Below are 17,827 nucleotides of genomic sequence, written 5' to 3'. Positions count from 1 at the left end.
AAGCTGTCTCACATGCCCTTTTCCTGACTAAAATTCGTTTATTTTTACTTTTATGTCCCTTAAAATGATCAAGCCCCTTTCCATACCGGATAAGGGGCTAATAAATTTACATCTTCAAACAATTACTCTTGTTAATGCTATTGAAGTGTCTTACCATCTTTATAGTCAAGGCAAGACACTTCAATTAACAAACCATTAAACATTGAAAAATAAAAACCGTAACTACTACCTCGCATAGAATACGGTGCCTTTTCTATTTCAATGCCGCCAGCTACTAAACGATTATATGCTTGATCAACTTCATTTGAAGTATCCACTAAAAAACCAATATGAAAAGCCTCAGGATACATCACTTCCTTATTTCCCTTAAATGCTTTTGGGTCACTTAACACAAGTATAAATCCACTTTCATCACTCATTACTACTAGTGCTTTTCCCTTTTGCTCCAAAAATTGAAAATCAAAAAATGTTTCAAAGAAATGTCTCGCTTCTAATAAATCATCAACACATAAATTCAAATGATTTAACTTCATTCACTCATCTCCTTTTAAGCAGAGGGTATGTAGACTCATTTTCATAACACGTAAATATGCAAGGTAAGATATTCAAGCGTTCCGTCTAAGACTATGCTTTATAGTCTAATACTTTTCTCTATAGCCTAGAACGTTTTTTTATGACTGCAATTCCATAAACTGTTCGACGCGAAATATTATTTTACCTATATAAAATAGCCACATTATTTATTTTTCAAATTGTGTAAAACCCACTCAATTAAGAAAATTGCTGCAGAGGTACGCTCTGTCGTATCACCTAAAAACAGTTTATTTATAAAATCTTCAAAATGAGTTGGTACTTTAGATAACGTTTCAATATACTTCAAAACAGATCCCGCTGGCGGTATAGGCTTATTATTAACAGCCCATACCCCATCTAACAATGTCCAAGTTGAAGTTTGAACTATGTATGAAGCTTTTAACTCATCATTTGCTTTTAAAGCAGATTGAATTTTAATAAGCGAACTATGCAACCAATGAGAAATGCCTTTCACTTTGTCGCTAGAAACTCGATAGTTTTCAAATTCATATGTAGCTATTTCCTTTAATTTTTTTAACTCACCGCTTTTATCAAACAAAGTTTTCCCTTCTAGAAATGAGTATAGTTCCATCGGATTGTTTTTAAAGTTTATTTGAATTTGATTAAAATCTGCACTCTTATATTCAACTAAAATATCTTCTCTCATTTCAGAATGAAATTTCTTCTTTTGTCCGTCTTCTAAAAGAATATAGAAGTCTAAATCAGATTCAGGATATGCATCGCCTCTTGCGACAGATCCAATTAGCATCAATCCATTCACTTTATCTCTAAATACATATTCATTTAAAATTGTTTGTACCAATTTTTTATGTTTTTCATTTATAATGAATGAAAAACTCTCCATCATTTCCCCCCCCATTACTACAAAAAGAGGATACATGTTAGCATCTACAACATGTATCCTCTACTTATATATTACGACTGTTGATAAGCCGCTTTCGATGATTTCACATAATAAACTGCGTGATCAACGTTAATGATATGATCTGGTTTTGGCTTACCCCGACTCGCTCTATGACCTGCTAAATGTTCTTCACTTGTTTCCCAGTTTTTCCACGCTTCTTCAGATTCCCAGCGGATCATAACGACAACTTCTTCGTCGCCGCGTCTTACTTTTTTCACAAGAACACTTAAATCGATAAAGCCTTCAAATTTTTCAATAATTCCTTCTCCAGTGAAACGTTCTACAACTATATTTGATGTACCTTCTTTTACTGTAAATGTTTTCGTTTCAATAAACATATATCCCACTCCCTCTTTGTAATACAATACTACTATTCTTCTATTATAGTTGATTATGATAATTATTTTCAATTAAAAAGTTTTAATTATTTGAATCATGCCGTTTTCTCTTCAACTGTCTCATCTAAAAATTTGAAATATGGAAGTAATAATCCTATTAAAGAAGTGAAACATATAATCGCACCAATGATAAAGTATAGTGCTCTCACTCCCCACATTTCACTTAGTATGCCTCCTACTAACACACCTAACGGCATAGCGAATCGTATGAAAAATAAACGCACTGAAAATACTTGTCCTATCATATTGTTTGGTACTGTTTGTTGGCAAATTGTTGTGTTATGAACATTGAAAAATGAAATACAAATGCCTGCAACTACTTCAATAAACACCGCAATTACTATACTATGATTGAACGCTAGAGAAATGTATGTGAGTCCTCCTATAAACAATCCACCAAGCATAAGTATGCGCCTGCTTTTATATGTTACTTTTCCGACTAGTATAGATCCAATTACATAGCCAAACGGGAAACCAGCCATAAAATAACCAAACTCTGTATAACCTGCTGACAGCTCATCTTTTATATAAGGAAGATTTGTAACAAGCGTTACCCCGACCCCAAATTGTACGAAAGTAAGAAAGACACCAAGCCAAACGATAACTGGTTTTGTGAAAAAATATGTAAAGCCGTGAAGAAACTGTTCTAGCCACGTTTTCCGAATGGATTGTGTTGTTCTCTTTTCTTTCATATAAAGTAATAATGCACCACTAACAAATAGACAAATACATACGAAAGATAATGTAAGTTCTGTTCCAATGAAATGAATGACTACACCACCTAATACTGGTGCAAGAAACATCATAAGGCGAGTCATTCCATCAATGTACGCATTTGCATCTTGAAGTTGTTCTTTCCCTACAATGCTCGGTGTAATTGCTTGACTTGCAGGTGTATAAAGTGGTGTAATAAGTCCCACTACAATTTGAACAACATAAATGTGCCAAACTTCTATACTACCTGAAACTAACATCACCAAAGGTAGCAAGAAAACGGAAGCTCGCACCCATTGTGAAAAAATCATAATCCACTTGCGGCTCCATTTATCAATAAATGGGCCGCTGATTAATTGCAGTATGAGGGACGGGATAAAATATAGTAGCCACATACTGCTTAATGCTGTTTTTGATCCTGTTAATTCGTAAACAAGAATCGAATTACATAATGTTCCGAAAGCCCCGCCCAATTCTGAAATCGCGCTACCAATCCACATGAAAAAGAACGAACGATTTTTCAATACATTTTTCAATACATTTTTCAATTTCATACACCAACTTTTCTTTTATATTCCTCCCTTTATGTACATTCTCGTTGTTAATTATCTATTCAAAAACATATCTAATTCTTTCGCTAACGACTGTACTGCTTTCTTTCTCAATACATATTTCCCGTCATGTATATCTACTAACTTCGCTGCACGTAACAATTTCAAATGATGGTGTACAGTCGATTTACCAAGTTGCAGTCTTTCTGTAATTTCCTGCAATGTTCGTTCTTTTTCGAACAACATTTTTACAATACGTAACCTCGCTTCATCTCCAAGAGCTTTATGTTTTTGAACTAAAAAATAATTCGGTTCATATGAATCTTCAGGATGAATACTTTCGTTTGCAACTGGATAATGGAATACTTTCGTATCTTCAATATCGGCCTCAATATTCCACGGTCTGTACGTCATTTGCGGAATAAGAAGTACGTGATGAACACTTGGCTCTGGCATATAGTTCACGCCACCAGTGGCCCACTCGACGAACTCTTCTGGTTTCATCTTTTTATTCATTTCAACCTTTGTTTCATAGTCTCGTTTTAATATAGAAAGTATTTCTTCTTCCTCTTTCTGAATAACACTCTCATACCAACCTGTCATTACAGCGATTAAATGAGGTTTCAGCACTTGTACATCAACATTACATATAAAACGAATATATGTAGAGAAAAACTGATGATCTTGTGTCAGCTCCTCTAGTTCATATATTGCAGTTACATCTCCACTTGCTGCTAAATGTCTTTTCTCTTCATACTTCTCCCCTAAAAACGGTAAACATATATATTTCAAATCTACTTCTGAAAGCGAATCGATTTTACCATGAAACTGTGCTAAGTCCTGAAAATCCCCTTCATACAACAACTGAAGCAATGCTTTCCACGTATTATGTTCTTCAACAAATTGTAAGTGCTCTCTCATTTCTTCTGTTAATGATTTCTTAATTTCTTCCCATTCATTTTGACTCTTTTCAAGTGTATCAATTAACCTCTTATGAGTAATTGCTGCAATGCCAAGTGCACATTCGAAAAGTATCGAATATTTCACTTGAACATGATAAGTTTCCCTCTTTCTACTCGTTATGTGATAGACCTCCATTTTTATCCCCTCCTTGTTTGCTATACATTAAATTCTATTTTTATCGAATTTACCCTTCAACATTTTTGGAATAAATAAAATATAATTTGAAATACATTCATTCTAAATTAAAAAGAATAGGAGCTTTTTTATATACAAATAATAATCTTCAAGGAGTTGTTGAGATGCATTTCTTATTGAATATGTTAGGGGTTTTCGTTGTCATATTAATCGTTTTCTTATGTTCGCCTAATAAAAAACATATAAAATGGAGACCGATTGTAATTCTCATCATATTGGAGCTTTTTATTACGTGGTTTATGTTAGGCACAAAGCTAGGCAGTATTATCATTAATCAAATAGCGTCATTTTTTAGTTGGCTACTGGCATGTGCGAATGAAGGAATTCGATTTGCATTTCCTTCCGCTATGGAAAATCAAACAATTGATTTCTTCTTTAGCGCATTACTTCCTATCATTTTTGTTATCACGTTCTTTGATATTCTTTCTTATTTTGGAATCTTAACTTGGATTATTGATAAAGTAGGTGCAGTTATTTCAAAGATTTCTCGTTTACCAAAGTTAGAAAGCTTCTTTTCGATTCAAATGATGTTTTTAGGGAACACCGAAGCGCTTGCTGTTGTTCGGGATCAATTATCTGTTTTAAAAGAAAATCGTCTGCTGACTTTTGGAATTATGAGTATGAGTAGCGTCAGCGGATCCATTCTTGGTGCTTATTTATCAATGGTTCCAGCAACATATATTTTCAGCGCAATCCCATTAAACTGTATTAACGCATTAATTTTAGCCAATGTATTAAATCCTGTGGAAGTTTCGAAAGAAGAAGATGTTGTTTATTCACCTTCCAAACATGAAAAAAAGGATTTCTTTTCTACTATTTCCAACAGTATGTTAGTCGGGATGAATATGGTTATCGTTATTTTAGCTATGGTAATTGGATATGTAGCTTTAACAGCATGTTTAAATGGGATTTTAGGATTTTTTGTAACGGGTTTAACAATTCAAAAAATCTTCTCTATTATCTTTAGTCCTTTCGCTTTTTTACTCGGTTTATCGGGCAGTGATGCCATGTATGTAGCTGAACTAATGGGGATCAAAATAACGACGAATGAATTTGTTGCAATGATGGATTTAAAATCAAACTTAAAGTCTTTACAACCGCATACGGTTGCGGTTGCCACAACATTTCTAGCTTCTTTTGCTAACTTTAGTACAGTAGGTATGATTTATGGAACTTACAATTCATTATTTGGCGGCGAAAAATCATCAGTCATCGGGAAAAATGTTTGGAAGCTTCTTGTGAGCGGAATGGCTGTTTCCTTATTAAGCGCTATGCTTGTTGGGCTTTTTGTATGGTAAATAATTTTTAAAATAAAAGACACCCAAACGAATTGAGTGTCTTTTATTTTTATTTTCGAATTTGTCCATTTCCACGAATGACGTATTTTGTGGAAGTTAATGCAGGAAGTCCCATTGGTCCCCTTACGTGTAGCTTTTGTGTACTGATGCCAATCTCAGCTCCGAATCCGAATTCAGATCCATCAGTAAAACGAGTTGATGCATTGTGATACAGCGCAGCAGCATCAACAGATACGAAAAATTTGCTGACGTTTTCCTCGTTTTCTGAAATAATCGCTTCAGAATGCATAGATCCATACGTATTTATGTGGTGAATCGCTTCTTCTATAGAAGAAACTAATTTAACTGCTAGCGTGAGAGATAAAAATTCTGTCCCCCAGTCTTCTTCTGAAGCAAGTACAATTGATGAATCAATTGCCAATGCTTTTTGATCACCACGTAGCTCCACGCCTCTTGCCTTCAAAGAAGAAAACAACTCGCTACCATATTGCTCTGCCCACTTCTCATGAAGTACAATCGTTTCAATCGCATTACATACAGATGGACGCTGCGTTTTTGCATTTATAATAATATCAAATGCCATTTGTTTACCCGCTGTTTCATCAATGAAAATATGACAATTCCCCGCACCTGTTTCAAGTACTGGAACAGACGCTTCCCTCACAACAGTATCGATTAATTGTTTGCCACCTCTTGGAATAAGAACGTCTAAATAATCATTCATTGTAAATAACTGCTTCGCGCTATCTCGCGTTGTATCTTCTATAAGCTGTACACTTTCTTCTGGTAAGCTTGTTTGTTTGAGCGCTCTGTGAATAACGGCAACAATGGCTTTATTAGAATGAATAGCAGAAGAACTACCACGTAATATGACTGCGTTTCCTGTCTTCAAACAAATAGTAGCAGCATCCACTGTTACATTCGGTCTTGCCTCGTAAATCATCCCAACAACACCAAGTGGTACACGCATTTCCTGAATAGATAGTCCATTTGGCCTTTCCCATGCACTTACACATTCTCCTACAGGATCACGTAATTCAATTAGCTGCTTAATCCCCTCTGTCATATCAATAATACGATTTTCAGTTAGCATAAGACGATCAAGGAGTGAATCCGAAAATCCTTTTGCCTTACCTTCTTCTATATCGCGTTTGTTTTCCTCTAAAATATAAGCTGTTTCACTTATTAATTGATTTGCAATTGCAGCAAGTGCTTCGTTTTTTTGATCCGTATTTTTAAGCACAAGTTCTCCAGCGATTTCTTTCGCTTTTTTTCCCTTTACTAACACTTCATTCATTTTTATTTCCTCCTTTTTGATCCCTCTTCTTAAAGTGAAACCCAATGATCTCTATGGATGACTTCATAACTATGCCTTTCGCCTCTTGCTTGAATATGTTGACTTTGCATACCTTTTATCTCTCTTAATTCCTCTGCACTATATGTGCATTGTCCTTTTCCAATTACGCGCCCTTGTTGCGTCATGACTTCTACAACATCGCCAACTTTGAAAAATCCTGACACATTTGTAACACCCGCAGGAAGAAGACTCTTTCCATGCTGAATGATAGCTGTAGTTGCTCCAGCGTCTATTTCAATTTGACCGCTAACAACCGAATGCAAGGCAATCCATTGCTTGTTCATCTTCATTTCTTTTTGAGGGGCATTTCCGACATACGTCCCGTCACCTTTCCCCTTTAAAACATCAACAAATTTCTCTTGTCCACGTCCTGTTCCGATAAATACACTTACTCCAAGAGAGAGTGCTGTCTTTGCAGCATCGATTTTTGATTTCATACCACCAGTCCCAAGTTTTGAGCCAGCATCTCCAGCAAGAGAAGCGATTTCTTCTGTAACTTCAGGAAGGAAATAATATTTTTTCGCATCCTCATTTTTTTGAGGATTTTTATCATATAAACCGTTCACATCTGTAAAAATCATCAGCATATCCGCCGAAACAAGTCCGCTTACTAAAGCTGACAGCATATCATTATCACCGAACGTTAGCTCTTCTAAAGAAATGGAATCATTTTCATTAATAATTGGAAGAGCAGAACGGTTTAGTAACTCTCCTAACGTAGCGTAAGCGTTACTATATTGTTCTTTTCTAGAAAAATCACTTCTCGTCAGCAATAGTTGCGCAGTAACGATACCGTATTTACGAAATTCCTCCGTGTACGCCTGCATTAATAAACTTTGTCCGACAGCTGCTGCAGCCTGTTTCCCTTTAATTGTTACAGGTCTGCTAGGGTATCCTAGAGCAGAAAAACCTGCAGCAACGGCCCCAGATGTAATTAACAACACTTCATGCCCTTCCTCTTTCAATCGAGCTAATGCGGCAACATGATCTGAAAGTTGTTCTTTAGAAATGCCTCCATGACTATCCGCCAAAGAACTGCTCCCAATCTTTACAACTATTCGCTGTTTCTTCACTTTTTTATCCCCCAAGTCTAAAATCAAAGTTTTTTATACATTACATTTCTATTCATACAGCTTGCAGCGATTTCTATTCTTATGAGTGCTGCACGTAGCCTATTTAAGAGCAAAATAAAAATGACCGCTTCGCCCTTCATAAAATAAAAAGGACGAAACGGTCATTGTTCCGCGGTACCACCTTAATTGATATACATAGATATCCACTTGGTGCCTATAACGCAGGCGAACGCCTAAACTTTCATTTAAGACTCAGGGATAGGTTCGATATATTCTATACGAGGAATCTTTCAGCCGGTGAATTCCACTCTCTTTCGCAAGAAGACATATGTACTATTTCCCTTCAACGATTTACTGTTTAATTTTTTTATATTATGCGATATAGTTCGATTTCGTGTCAAGAGGTATTTTTAAAAATACATAGAGCTGCCAGTTACTTGTATGAAATTATTTCCCTACTGAATGAAAATACAAATCGATATAAGTTCAACTCATATTTATAAACATAAACCTTATATTATAGTGTATATATTTACAGAATGTTGAATATAATCGTTTTTTATCTTTTCGTATTGCAAAAAGGAATATATTCTCTTAGAATGTTTCTTTATATTGCACAGAGATGTTATTGTTATATTAAGATAATACTTTCGAAATGATATAATTTATTAAAAAGGAGCAAGATTGAATTATTATGGATAAACAAATTGGATTCATCGGATGCGGAAATATGGGGATGGCTATAATTGGCGGGATGCTAAACAAAAAGATAGTGTCTTCAAATAAAATCATGTGTTCAGATTTAAACACGACGAATTTAGAAAATGCTAGTGAAAAGTACGGAATAACTATAACTACCGACAACAATGAAGTCGCTAAAAATGCTGATATTTTAATTTTATCAATTAAACCAGACTTATACCCATTAGTAATTAACGAAATTAAAGAAGTAATAAAAAACGATGCTATCATCGTTACGATCGCTGCTGGTAAAAGTATTGAAAGTACTGAAAATGCCTTTAATAAAAAATTAAAAGTTGTACGAGTAATGCCTAATACTCCTGCTCTTGTTGGAGAAGGAATGTCTGCATTATGCCCAAATGAAATGGTGACAGAAAAAGATTTAGAAGATGTGCTAAACATTTTCAATAGTTTTGGTCAATCAGAGATCGTAAGTGAAAAGTTAATGGATGTTGTAACATCTGTAAGTGGCTCTTCACCAGCATACGTATACATGATTATAGAAGCGATGGCAGATGCTGCTGTACTAGATGGCATGCCAAGAAATCAAGCATATAAATTCGCTGCTCAAGCAGTATTAGGCTCTGCAAAAATGGTACTAGAAACAGGAATACATCCAGGTGAATTGAAAGATATGGTTTGTTCTCCTGGCGGAACAACGATAGAAGCTGTAGCAACTTTAGAGGAAAAAGGCTTACGAACAGCCATCATTTCAGCTATGCAACGTTGTACACAAAAGTCTGTCGAACTATCTGGTCAAACGAAAAAGTAAAACTATAAATTCACATGAATGTAATTAGAAATGCACTACATGATAAACAGCCAAACTCGAATATACTTGAGTTTGGCCGTTTTAGTTTTTAATTATATTAAAATAACTTCACTTATCCCTTCCCTACTACGCTTGTGTAATTTTATTAGAAACTAATAATTTTTCAATGCATTTCGGCAACATATCTAATAGCGTTTCAAATGCGTAATTTACATCTAGACGTTCAGTCCATTGATGTGCATCTTTTCCTACCGGCCCCATATTTAAAACTGGAACATCAAACTCTTCTAGTTCCTGAAGTGGAATTGAGTAACCTTTATCCCATAGTGGCATATTGTCTACAAGTGAACTCATTGAATGTAATGGATTTTGTAAGCCCACATAGCTCAAATCTGAAATTCCTCCAAAATAGTTTTGGTTTTCAAATGTAATGTTATGATTGAGGTTTGCATACTTTTCCATTTCTGTAACTACTTCTTTAATTAACGGATTGTTGCGTGAACTTACAGCTGGATAATATGGCGGAGCAAAGAAAAGTACAATCATCGGCGCCTTTTCTTTACATAAAATAGCTAGTTTATCTACTAAATCAATGGTTACCGCACGATCATCTTTCTCTTCTCTATTTTTTATAATGCTAGATTGAATTTCATTTATTTTCTCTTGCCCATGTTGTTCAATTGCATATGCGATAAGCTCTTCATACGTTAATACATTCACCTTCATATTAGGCGGTATAAACGGATTATATTTAGAAAAACGATATGCTTGCTTTTCATATTTCTCTTCTATTTTCTCTGCTACTTTCGTTACTTTTTGACGTAGCAATGAAACGACATCCGTCATTGACTTTTCTAATAAAAACAAATTAAATAATGTGACTGCACGATGCGGAATTTGTACAGAGTAATCCTCCTTTAAGTCCCTTTGAAGTAAATTAGTTGGCGGAGGACTCGCTTCCCCTTCTACAATATCACAAAGGTCTGTATTTAACTCTAATTCTGCTGTTATTAATGAAGCCATATAACTCCCATTTAAGCCTGCAAAAGGTTCACCTACATGTGTTTCTTTACCATAGCAAAGAAAACCAGGTAACACCTTACCAATAGAACCAGTATAAATATATTTCTTTTGATCACCAGGATGTCTTGCAAACATAGGCTCTGAATTTAGTACCGTTTTATACTCTAAATCATGTTCTCTTGCTAATTCTAGTAATCTTGGAATAGCAGCTCTCATCCCTACCGAGTTTACTTCTTCATCTGGTACAGCCAATAAAAGAACATTCCCATCAAACTTTCCTTCGCAAGCTTGCTCAATCATTGCCATTTGTAAAGCTAGACCGCATTTCATGTCCATTGTTCCTCTACCAAACAACCATTCTCCTTGTTCTATATCTTCACGTACATAGTCTGGAAGCTCATCTTTATGAGCATAGAACATAGACGTTAACTTTTTAGGATTGAATGCATCTTCTTTCCACACTCCATAATCCTGTACATCTACAACATCAAAGTGACTTACTAGAATTACGGTATTTTTTGTACGATCGCTTTTCTTTACTAGTGCTGTAACAAAATATCGTCCGTCCCCCGTCGAATTTTTTTGCAAATGGTGCGGATTTTCTTTGAAATACTGTAAATCAGATAATTGTTCCACAACGAAGTCTGGCAATATCACTTCAGCTTCTGTACCTGTAATACTAGGAATTTCAACAAGACTGCTTAATAATTGAATCAATTGTTCTTTTGATTGCCACTTTGACATATATATCCCCCTATTTTTCCGCATTATGAAAATCAATTCCAGTATATGAATAAAAAATGACGACAGTTATCAAAATTATAGTTCTGATGTACTGCCGATTTTTATTGATATTTCATGAGCTGCTTGTTTCACCTTACTAATAAGAAAAGAAAGTCGATCATCATTAATGCGATGACTAATTAACCCAACACTTAATGCTCCTACTACTTTATGATTAAATCCGATAATAGGTGCAGCTACTGAAGCTGTCCCTTCTGTTTTTTCTCCATAACTGACAGCATATCCTTCGTTTCTTATTTGGTTTATTTGCTCAAGAAGAATTTGCTTTTGTTCTGGTAAAGCAGAAAGTAGCTGCTCAACAATATATTCCATCTCATTCTGTTTCATATTGGCAAGCATCGTTTTATTTGCGGCACCAATCGAAAGAGGAATCTGTTCCCCTAGATTATCAATAACTCGAATTTTTAATGGGCTATCAATTCTTTCAATGATAATAGAATGTGTTCCATTTGGAATGTTCAAATACACACTTTCTTCCACTTCAGAGGCTAATCGCTTCATCACTTCTCTTGCCACAGATCTGTAGTCTACTTTCTCCAATTGTCGTAATCCTATTTCCATCCACATCGGTCCAATTTTGTACTGTTTCGTTTCTGAAATTTGCATAACTAGCCCATGCTCGATTAGAGAATTAAGTAATCTATGTACTGTACTAACTGGGAGATGTGTTCTGTCCGCTATATCAGAAATGGCCCAATACTCTTTTTCATTAGTAGAATTTAATAACTTTATAATACTTATCGCTCGATCAATGGACTGTACCATAACTCACCTCTACTTCACTTGTAATATATTAGTACGCTCAATTACCTATCAATTTAACAAAAATCCGAAATGAAATCAATCCATTTATTCAATTTTCTAAAAATAAAAATATGCTGCGAACAATAATTTGAAAGCGCAAACAAAAAAATATTGACTTTTCTTTTTAATTATCTGAAAATTATAACAAGATTTCATATCACGGAATATATTCCACAATACGGAAAAACATCAAACTTTATTCTATCAACTACGAAAGTGAGGAAAACAATGGCGCAAGTAAATAATACAAACAATGAATTAAAACGTACGATGAAAAGTAGACACTTATTCATGATTGCACTCGGTGGTGTGATTGGAACGGGGTTATTTAACGGATCTGGCTTTATTATAAGTCAGGCTGGACCTGGTGGTTCCGTACTTGCCTTTATTGCTGGTGGATTATTAATGTATTTCGTTATGCTATGTCTTGGTGAGCTTGCTGTAGCCATGCCTGTTTCAGGTTCATTCCAGGAATATGCCACTAAGTTTATCAATCCTGCAACTGGTTTTACAATCGGATGGTTGTATTGGTTAAGCTGGGCGAATACGACTGGTCTTGAATTTACAACTGCCGGCATTACAATGCAGCGCTGGTTTCCTGATATTCCTGTTTGGGTTTGGTGTTTACTATTTGGCGTTACAATCTTCACGATTAACGCACTATCTGCTCGTAGTTATGCAGAAACAGAATTTTGGTTTTCAAGTATAAAAGTATCTGCCATTATCGCTTTTATTATTCTTGGCGGCGCCGCTATGTTCGGTTTTATCGATTTAAAAGGCGACGAACCAGCTCCGCTATTATCAAATTTCGTAAATCATGGTGGTTTATTCCCAAATGGACTTGCGGCTATTCTATTAACAATGGTTACAGTCAATTATTCCTTCCAAGGTACAGAACTTGTCGGAATCGCAGCAGGTGAAAGTGAAGATCCAGCAAAAACTTTACCTCGTTCTATTAGAAATATTATATGGCGCACGATGTTTTTCTTCGTCTTAGCAATCTTTGTTCTCGTTGCTTTAATTCCTTGGGAAGAAGCAGGATTAACAAAAAGTCCGTTCGTTGCTGTTTTTGATAATATCGGCATTCCATATGCCGCTGATATTATGAACTTTGTTATTCTTACTGCTGTTCTTTCTGTCGCCAATTCAGGATTGTACGCAGCAACTCGCATGCTTTGGTCACTATCAAAAAATGAAATGGCTCCAGCCTTTTTAAAGAAATTATCATCACGAGGAATACCTTTGAATGCTTTAATTATGACAATTGCTATTTCTGCTTTTTCTCTTTTAACAAGCGTTGTAGCTGCTGAAACGGTTTACTTATGGCTCATTTCCATTTCTGGCGTCATAACAATCATTGTTTGGATGTCAATTTGTGTCTCTCAATTCTTTTTCCGTAAACATTATGTAGCAGACGGCGGAAAATTAGAAGACTTAAAGTTCAAAACTCCACTTTATCCACTTGTACCAATACTTGGTTTTGGATTGTACGGCATTATATTAATCAGTCTAATCTTTATCCCAGAACAACGACTTGGAATCTATTGCACTGTACCATTTATCATCTTTTGCTACACTTATTATCACTTAAAAGTTAAGAAAAGAATTTCTACTAACACTAATAGTGAGACTAAAATTAGCGAGACGATGTAATACCCTGCTTATATAAAAGACCGCACATGACTTTCACTTCATGTGCGGTCTTTTATCATTTTAATTCGCTTTAAAATTATATAATGGCTTAATAATATGCTTTATATCTATTGTCTCTTTCGTATTTTCGATAATTTCATCCATTGGCTTGTATACCATTGGCGCCTCATCAATTGTGCTCTCTACTACCGATGTAGTCCAAACTTCTGTCATCGTATTTTGGAAGTCCTCTAGACTCAATAATTCTTTAGCCTTCTTGCGACTCATGATACGTCCTGCCCCATGCGGACCAGAAAAGTTCCAGTCTGGATTACCTTTACCAAACGCAATAATTGAACCATCTCTCATGTTAATTGGAATAATGACTCGTTCATCTTTCTGAGCTGAAATAGCACCTTTTCGTAGAATCATATTTTCTATGTCTATATAGTTATGTATTGTATTGAGACTCCCACGACTAAAGTCGCAAGCCCTAATCCTTACGAATTGACGGGTGGGATTCTTGAATGACTAAACGTTCGCAGTCCATTTCTGTTTTGAACAGACTTCAAGATGAGGGCATCTCATTGCCCCTCCTAAGACAGTGCGTATAGCATCTTAGGCTGATTGACTGTTACCATCAATCACAGTTGCGTAGCGAATATTCATCGCCCCAACAATATCACGATGTTTCTCAAATCCACATCGGCACTTGTATTTTCTGTCTGGTGCTTTGTTCTTTTCAGAACATTTCGGACATGTTTGACTTGTATAAGCAGGGTTCACATATTCTACTTTAATACCAACTAAATTCGCTTTGTATTCAATGAACTGTGCTAAACGATAGAATGACCAAGTGTGTAGATTTTTCTCGTTTTTACGGCTTGTTCTTGCCGTCTGTCTAATATTCGTTAGTTGTTCTAAACGAATAACAGAAATGTTATTATCGGTTGCAAAGTCAATGATTTCACGACTTACTTTGTGGTCTTGGTCTTGCATCCATCTTTGTTCTTTATCATCAAGTTGTCGAATGGCATTTAATTTCTTATTTTCACCTAACTTCTTACGAACACTACGAAACTTACGTTTCATATATTTGTTTTGTCTACCATTGCCGAAGAAACGAACTTTATCATCGTCTGTGATGGCTACCGCAGGGACCTTAAGACCTAAATCTACCCCTAAAATCTTCGTTCCTGTTTTTTCATTTGTAGGAATCGTGACAGATATTTGAGCAATCCACTTATTAGATTTCTTCGTGATACGAAGTGTACCTAACTTGTGTGTTAACAAATTAAAATTGCGATTATATTTATCAGTTAATAAAGCACGAACCTTTAAGCGAGTTGATTTTCCATTTACCATGAGTGGAACTGAAATGTGCATGAAGTCAAACGAATAGTTTTGATTGTTCCATACACAAACAGGTCTCTTTAGAATCGGAATAACTTTGTATTTACTTTTTTTCACCTTTGTAGAAAACACACTTTTAGCGTCTTTAATTGCTTGGTTCTTCACTGCGCTTGGAAGATTAGCTTCAACATCTTTTGTACTTTTCTTAGTGCTCTTCTTCGCTTCAGCCATTTCAGATACAAGTGTATTAATGACTTTGATATACTCATAGCTACTTTGTTCCAATAACTGAATTTGTTCTTTTGTTGGAAGCAATTTAACTTTGACTGTGATTGTTTGTGACACAATTTTCACCCCCTCGTCTTTTGATTTTCAACATACTGTTTAATTGTCTCAGTCGATACATTTCCAGCAGTAGAAACAAAATAGGAACGTGTCCATAGACTTGGCAAGTGTTGAAGATGAGGAAACTCTCCTCTTAAACGCTTTGATGTCACTCCTTTAATTTTCGCTATTGTGTCAGCAGGACTAAGTGTTGGTAGTGTATTTAAGAACAAGTGAACGTGGTCTTTGTCGCATTCCATTGCGACAATAGCAACATCCATTTCTCCGCATATTTCTTGAACCAACTCTTTGAAACGTTCTTCTACTTTTGTGTTAAGAAAAATCTTTCTTCTGTATCGCGGGCAAAACACAAAATGGTAGTTAATTAATGACACAGTTGTTTTGGTTCTTCTATAATCATTTATCATATTCACATTGTATCAGTTTTACTTTTAAACTACACCACAAAAGATACCAATATTTTGGATACTTAAAGTACCACAAACTTAGCGATTTTTAGTGGTACTCCGTATCCAACCTCACTTTCATCCCATGCCTAAAGGCGATGGGCTTTCCCGTTCGGAAAGGGCTGTAATTTCAACATCTTTCCTGTCCCTTCCTTTTGAAAGAATTATTTTATTACGTTGTTTCTGTTCTTATCATTACTCTCCTCTACCTTCTGCTTTCCATTATATATGTATGATATCCTTCACAATAATAAAAAATAATGATGTTTTACCTTATTTACATAATATGATTACCGTATCCTTGAATTTATACCTACATATGAGTATTCCACGTCCTCAATATCCGTTATATATAACAAAAACTCCCCTTAAATTGAAAATGATTAAGGGGAGTTTTATATACGCTGAAATTATAGTTCCGATTTCACCCGAACAGAAACATTATTTTTAATTATATTTTTTACATCTTTAAAGCTAACAAAATTGTTACTTTTCTCATCCCAAAGACGGAAACGTAGTGATTGTAAGCTTGTAGCAAGTGTAATTGTTGGTACATTTTTTAACGGAAGCGTATTATTGTGTGCCTCTTCTAGCTTATAATTAGGTACTCTTGGGCTTAAATGGTGAACATGATGGAATCCAATATTACCAGTTAAGAATTGCAAGATTTTTGGAAGTTTATAAAATGAACTTCCTTCTACTGCCGCTTTTACATATTCCCAATCTTTATCCTCTTCAAAATAAGAATCCTCAAAAGTGTGCTGTACGTAAAACAGCCAAATCCCTACTGAACCTGCTATTAAGAATATCGTACCGTGTACGAACAGAAACGATTGCCACCCTATTGCCCAGCAAAGTATTGCTACTACAGCAACGATAATAATATTCGTCAAATACGTATTCATACGTTCTTTCTGTCTTGCACCTTTTCGGTTAAATCTATTTTTAAGCAAGAAAACATAAATCGGACCTAATCCAAACATAACGAATGGATTGCGATATAAACGATATGCTAAACGAAGTCTAAATGGTGCAGCTACATATTCATCGACTGTAAGCGTCCAAATATCTCCTGTACCTCGCTTATCTAAATTACCACTTGTAGCATGATGAATCGCATGCTCATGCCCCCATTGATCAAATGGGAATAACGTTAACACACCCATACATGTCCCTACTATTCTATTAGCAGTTCGACTTTTAAAGAATGAATAATGGGTACAATCATGAAAAATTATGAAAATTCGCGTCATAAAACCAGCAGCTAACAAAGATGGAACTAATGCTAACAGATAAGAAACAGACAAACTTTTATAAGCGAGGTACCATAAAATAACAAATGGCACGACTGTGTTAATAAGCTGCCACACACTTTTTTTAATCGTTGATTTTTCATACGGAGCAACTTGTTTTTTTAAATTTTTAGTATTTTCTAATGTCATTTTTCTAATTCCTTTCCTTTTTGTTGCTAATTCACATTATAGCATACTATTAGTATCAGGTGTTAAAAGTAGATGTAATAAAGTGAAACTTTAATCAGTGGGGGGGCATCCCCCACTGATTATTAGTTGAACCAATCGGGCTTTTACGGGCAGTTGATCCCCCACCTAACTTCTTTGCTTCCGCTGAATTTTGAGGTGGGGGGCTTACTGCCCGTTAATGCGGGATAAATATTATATACTATAAAAATCTCTTTTTTCTTACTCAATACTTACAAATTACTTACTCCCCAAATAGCGCTATAATTGGACAAATGGAGCATTTCATTTATAAAATGAACTTCTACAAACTTTTTCACAAGCAGAAAAGAGCTGCCATAAGTCAGTTTCACCGGCTTATGGCAGCTCCTCTTCATTTCCT

General features: G+C 35.3%; 15 protein-coding genes, 1 pseudogene and 1 other annotated feature. Of the genes and pseudogenes, 3 read left to right on the top strand and 13 right to left on the bottom strand.

Translation table 11 applies throughout. The features are described 5' to 3' along the window. Nucleotides 1-137: 137 nt before the first annotated feature. From LMD38_RS12190 to LMD38_RS12170, 5 genes are all read right to left on the bottom strand, one after another. The gene (locus LMD38_RS12190) at nucleotides 138-533 is read right to left on the bottom strand and encodes a VOC family protein (RefSeq protein WP_061182887.1); all 396 of its coding nucleotides are present in this window, start codon (nucleotides 531-533) and stop codon (nucleotides 138-140) included. A 203-nt stretch (nucleotides 534-736) separates the two neighbouring features. Further along, nucleotides 737-1,441: a nucleotidyltransferase family protein gene (locus LMD38_RS12185; protein WP_061182886.1), complete on the bottom strand. Its 705-nt coding sequence runs from the start codon at nucleotides 1,439-1,441 to the stop codon at nucleotides 737-739. 68 nt (nucleotides 1,442-1,509) lie between these two features. Continuing rightward, entirely contained in the window at nucleotides 1,510-1,836 is a 327-nt protein-coding gene (hmoA, locus tag LMD38_RS12180) for a heme-degrading monooxygenase HmoA (RefSeq protein WP_000469503.1), read from the bottom strand. Nucleotides 1,837-1,931: 95 nt separating this feature from the next. Continuing rightward, entirely contained in the window at nucleotides 1,932-3,164 is a 1,233-nt protein-coding gene (locus LMD38_RS12175; protein WP_080444095.1) for an MFS transporter, read from the bottom strand. A gap of 51 nt (nucleotides 3,165-3,215) precedes the next feature. Continuing rightward, nucleotides 3,216-4,259, bottom strand: a complete 1,044-nt coding sequence (locus tag LMD38_RS12170; RefSeq protein ID WP_061182885.1) for an ArsR/SmtB family transcription factor — start codon at nucleotides 4,257-4,259, stop codon at nucleotides 3,216-3,218. A 164-nt stretch (nucleotides 4,260-4,423) separates the two neighbouring features. Between LMD38_RS12170 and LMD38_RS12165 the strand changes: the two genes are divergently transcribed. Further along, entirely contained in the window at nucleotides 4,424-5,617 is a 1,194-nt protein-coding gene (locus LMD38_RS12165) for a NupC/NupG family nucleoside CNT transporter (RefSeq protein WP_061182884.1), read from the top strand. Between the two features lie 49 nt (nucleotides 5,618-5,666). Here the strand turns inward: LMD38_RS12165 and proA are convergent, their stop codons facing one another. After that, complete coding sequence (gene proA, locus LMD38_RS12160; protein ID WP_001006729.1) at nucleotides 5,667-6,914, bottom strand: gamma-glutamyl phosphate reductase; 1,248 nt, start codon at nucleotides 6,912-6,914, stop codon at nucleotides 5,667-5,669. Between the two features lie 29 nt (nucleotides 6,915-6,943). Then, nucleotides 6,944-8,047: a glutamate 5-kinase gene (gene proB / locus LMD38_RS12155; protein WP_000744725.1), complete on the bottom strand. Its 1,104-nt coding sequence runs from the start codon at nucleotides 8,045-8,047 to the stop codon at nucleotides 6,944-6,946. Between the two features lie 145 nt (nucleotides 8,048-8,192). After that, nucleotides 8,193-8,403 (bottom strand) — a binding site (T-box leader). Between the two features lie 338 nt (nucleotides 8,404-8,741). Between proB and proC the strand changes: the two genes are divergently transcribed. Further along, nucleotides 8,742-9,560 (top strand): pyrroline-5-carboxylate reductase, encoded by an 819-nt coding sequence (gene proC, locus LMD38_RS12150; protein ID WP_000360707.1) that lies wholly within the window; start codon nucleotides 8,742-8,744, stop codon nucleotides 9,558-9,560. 126 nt (nucleotides 9,561-9,686) lie between these two features. On the opposite strand, the gene LMD38_RS12145 is transcribed toward proC, so the two are convergent. Both LMD38_RS12145 and LMD38_RS12140 read right to left on the bottom strand, forming a co-directional pair. Continuing rightward, a complete protein-coding gene (locus LMD38_RS12145) occupies nucleotides 9,687-11,327 on the bottom strand; it encodes a M20/M25/M40 family metallo-hydrolase (RefSeq protein WP_016717816.1) in 1,641 nt (546 codons plus the stop codon). A 75-nt stretch (nucleotides 11,328-11,402) separates the two neighbouring features. Beyond that, a complete protein-coding gene (locus LMD38_RS12140) occupies nucleotides 11,403-12,152 on the bottom strand; it encodes an IclR family transcriptional regulator (RefSeq protein ID WP_000250762.1) in 750 nt (249 codons plus the stop codon). Nucleotides 12,153-12,419: 267 nt separating this feature from the next. Here LMD38_RS12140 and LMD38_RS12135 point away from each other — a divergent pair, with 267 nt between their 5' ends. Next, entirely contained in the window at nucleotides 12,420-13,844 is a 1,425-nt protein-coding gene (locus LMD38_RS12135; RefSeq protein WP_062822657.1) for an amino acid permease, read from the top strand. 60 nt (nucleotides 13,845-13,904) lie between these two features. On the opposite strand, the pseudogene LMD38_RS12130 reads toward LMD38_RS12135, so the two are convergent. The 4 genes and pseudogenes from LMD38_RS12130 to LMD38_RS12115 all read right to left on the bottom strand — a co-directional run. Further along, nucleotides 13,905-14,285: pseudogene (locus tag LMD38_RS12130) on the bottom strand (RtcB family protein); the annotation flags it as partial. 156 nt (nucleotides 14,286-14,441) lie between these two features. Beyond that, entirely contained in the window at nucleotides 14,442-15,521 is a 1,080-nt protein-coding gene (locus LMD38_RS12125; RefSeq protein ID WP_016717819.1) for an RNA-guided endonuclease TnpB family protein, read from the bottom strand. Between the two features lie 5 nt (nucleotides 15,522-15,526). Beyond that, a complete protein-coding gene (gene tnpA, locus LMD38_RS12120) occupies nucleotides 15,527-15,928 on the bottom strand; it encodes an IS200/IS605 family transposase (protein WP_228920363.1) in 402 nt (133 codons plus the stop codon). Nucleotides 15,929-16,377: 449 nt separating this feature from the next. Beyond that, nucleotides 16,378-17,409, bottom strand: a complete 1,032-nt coding sequence (locus LMD38_RS12115; RefSeq protein WP_016717820.1) for a Delta(5) desaturase DesA — start codon at nucleotides 17,407-17,409, stop codon at nucleotides 16,378-16,380. Nucleotides 17,410-17,827: the final 418 nt, after the last annotated feature.

It is taken from the genome of Bacillus pacificus, assembly GCF_020861345.1.
GTDB classification, from domain to species: Bacteria; Bacillota; Bacilli; order Bacillales; family Bacillaceae_G; genus Bacillus_A; species Bacillus_A pacificus.
This window is presented reverse-complemented; position numbering and strand designations above follow the sequence as displayed.

Excerpts from the sequence above, each read along its gene's own strand:
- LMD38_RS12190 (WP_061182887.1), bottom strand. The coding sequence starts at position 533 with ATGAAGTTAAATCATTTGAATTTATGTGTTGATGATTTATTAGAAGCG.
- LMD38_RS12185 (WP_061182886.1), bottom strand. The coding sequence starts at position 1,441 with ATGATGGAGAGTTTTTCATTCATTATAAATGAAAAACATAAAAAATTG.
- hmoA (WP_000469503.1), bottom strand. The coding sequence starts at position 1,836 with ATGTTTATTGAAACGAAAACATTTACAGTAAAAGAAGGTACATCAAAT.
- LMD38_RS12175 (WP_080444095.1), bottom strand. The coding sequence starts at position 3,164 with ATGAAATTGAAAAATGTATTGAAAAATGTATTGAAAAATCGTTCGTTC.
- LMD38_RS12170 (WP_061182885.1), bottom strand. The coding sequence starts at position 4,259 with ATGGAGGTCTATCACATAACGAGTAGAAAGAGGGAAACTTATCATGTT.
- LMD38_RS12165 (WP_061182884.1), top strand. The coding sequence starts at position 4,424 with ATGCATTTCTTATTGAATATGTTAGGGGTTTTCGTTGTCATATTAATC.
- proA (WP_001006729.1), bottom strand. The coding sequence starts at position 6,914 with ATGAATGAAGTGTTAGTAAAGGGAAAAAAAGCGAAAGAAATCGCTGGA.
- proC (WP_000360707.1), top strand. The coding sequence starts at position 8,742 with ATGGATAAACAAATTGGATTCATCGGATGCGGAAATATGGGGATGGCT.
- LMD38_RS12145 (WP_016717816.1), bottom strand. The coding sequence starts at position 11,327 with ATGTCAAAGTGGCAATCAAAAGAACAATTGATTCAATTATTAAGCAGT.
- LMD38_RS12140 (WP_000250762.1), bottom strand. The coding sequence starts at position 12,152 with ATGGTACAGTCCATTGATCGAGCGATAAGTATTATAAAGTTATTAAAT.
- LMD38_RS12135 (WP_062822657.1), top strand. The coding sequence starts at position 12,420 with ATGGCGCAAGTAAATAATACAAACAATGAATTAAAACGTACGATGAAA.
- tnpA (WP_228920363.1), bottom strand. The coding sequence starts at position 15,928 with ATGATAAATGATTATAGAAGAACCAAAACAACTGTGTCATTAATTAAC.
- LMD38_RS12115 (WP_016717820.1), bottom strand. The coding sequence starts at position 17,409 with ATGACATTAGAAAATACTAAAAATTTAAAAAAACAAGTTGCTCCGTAT.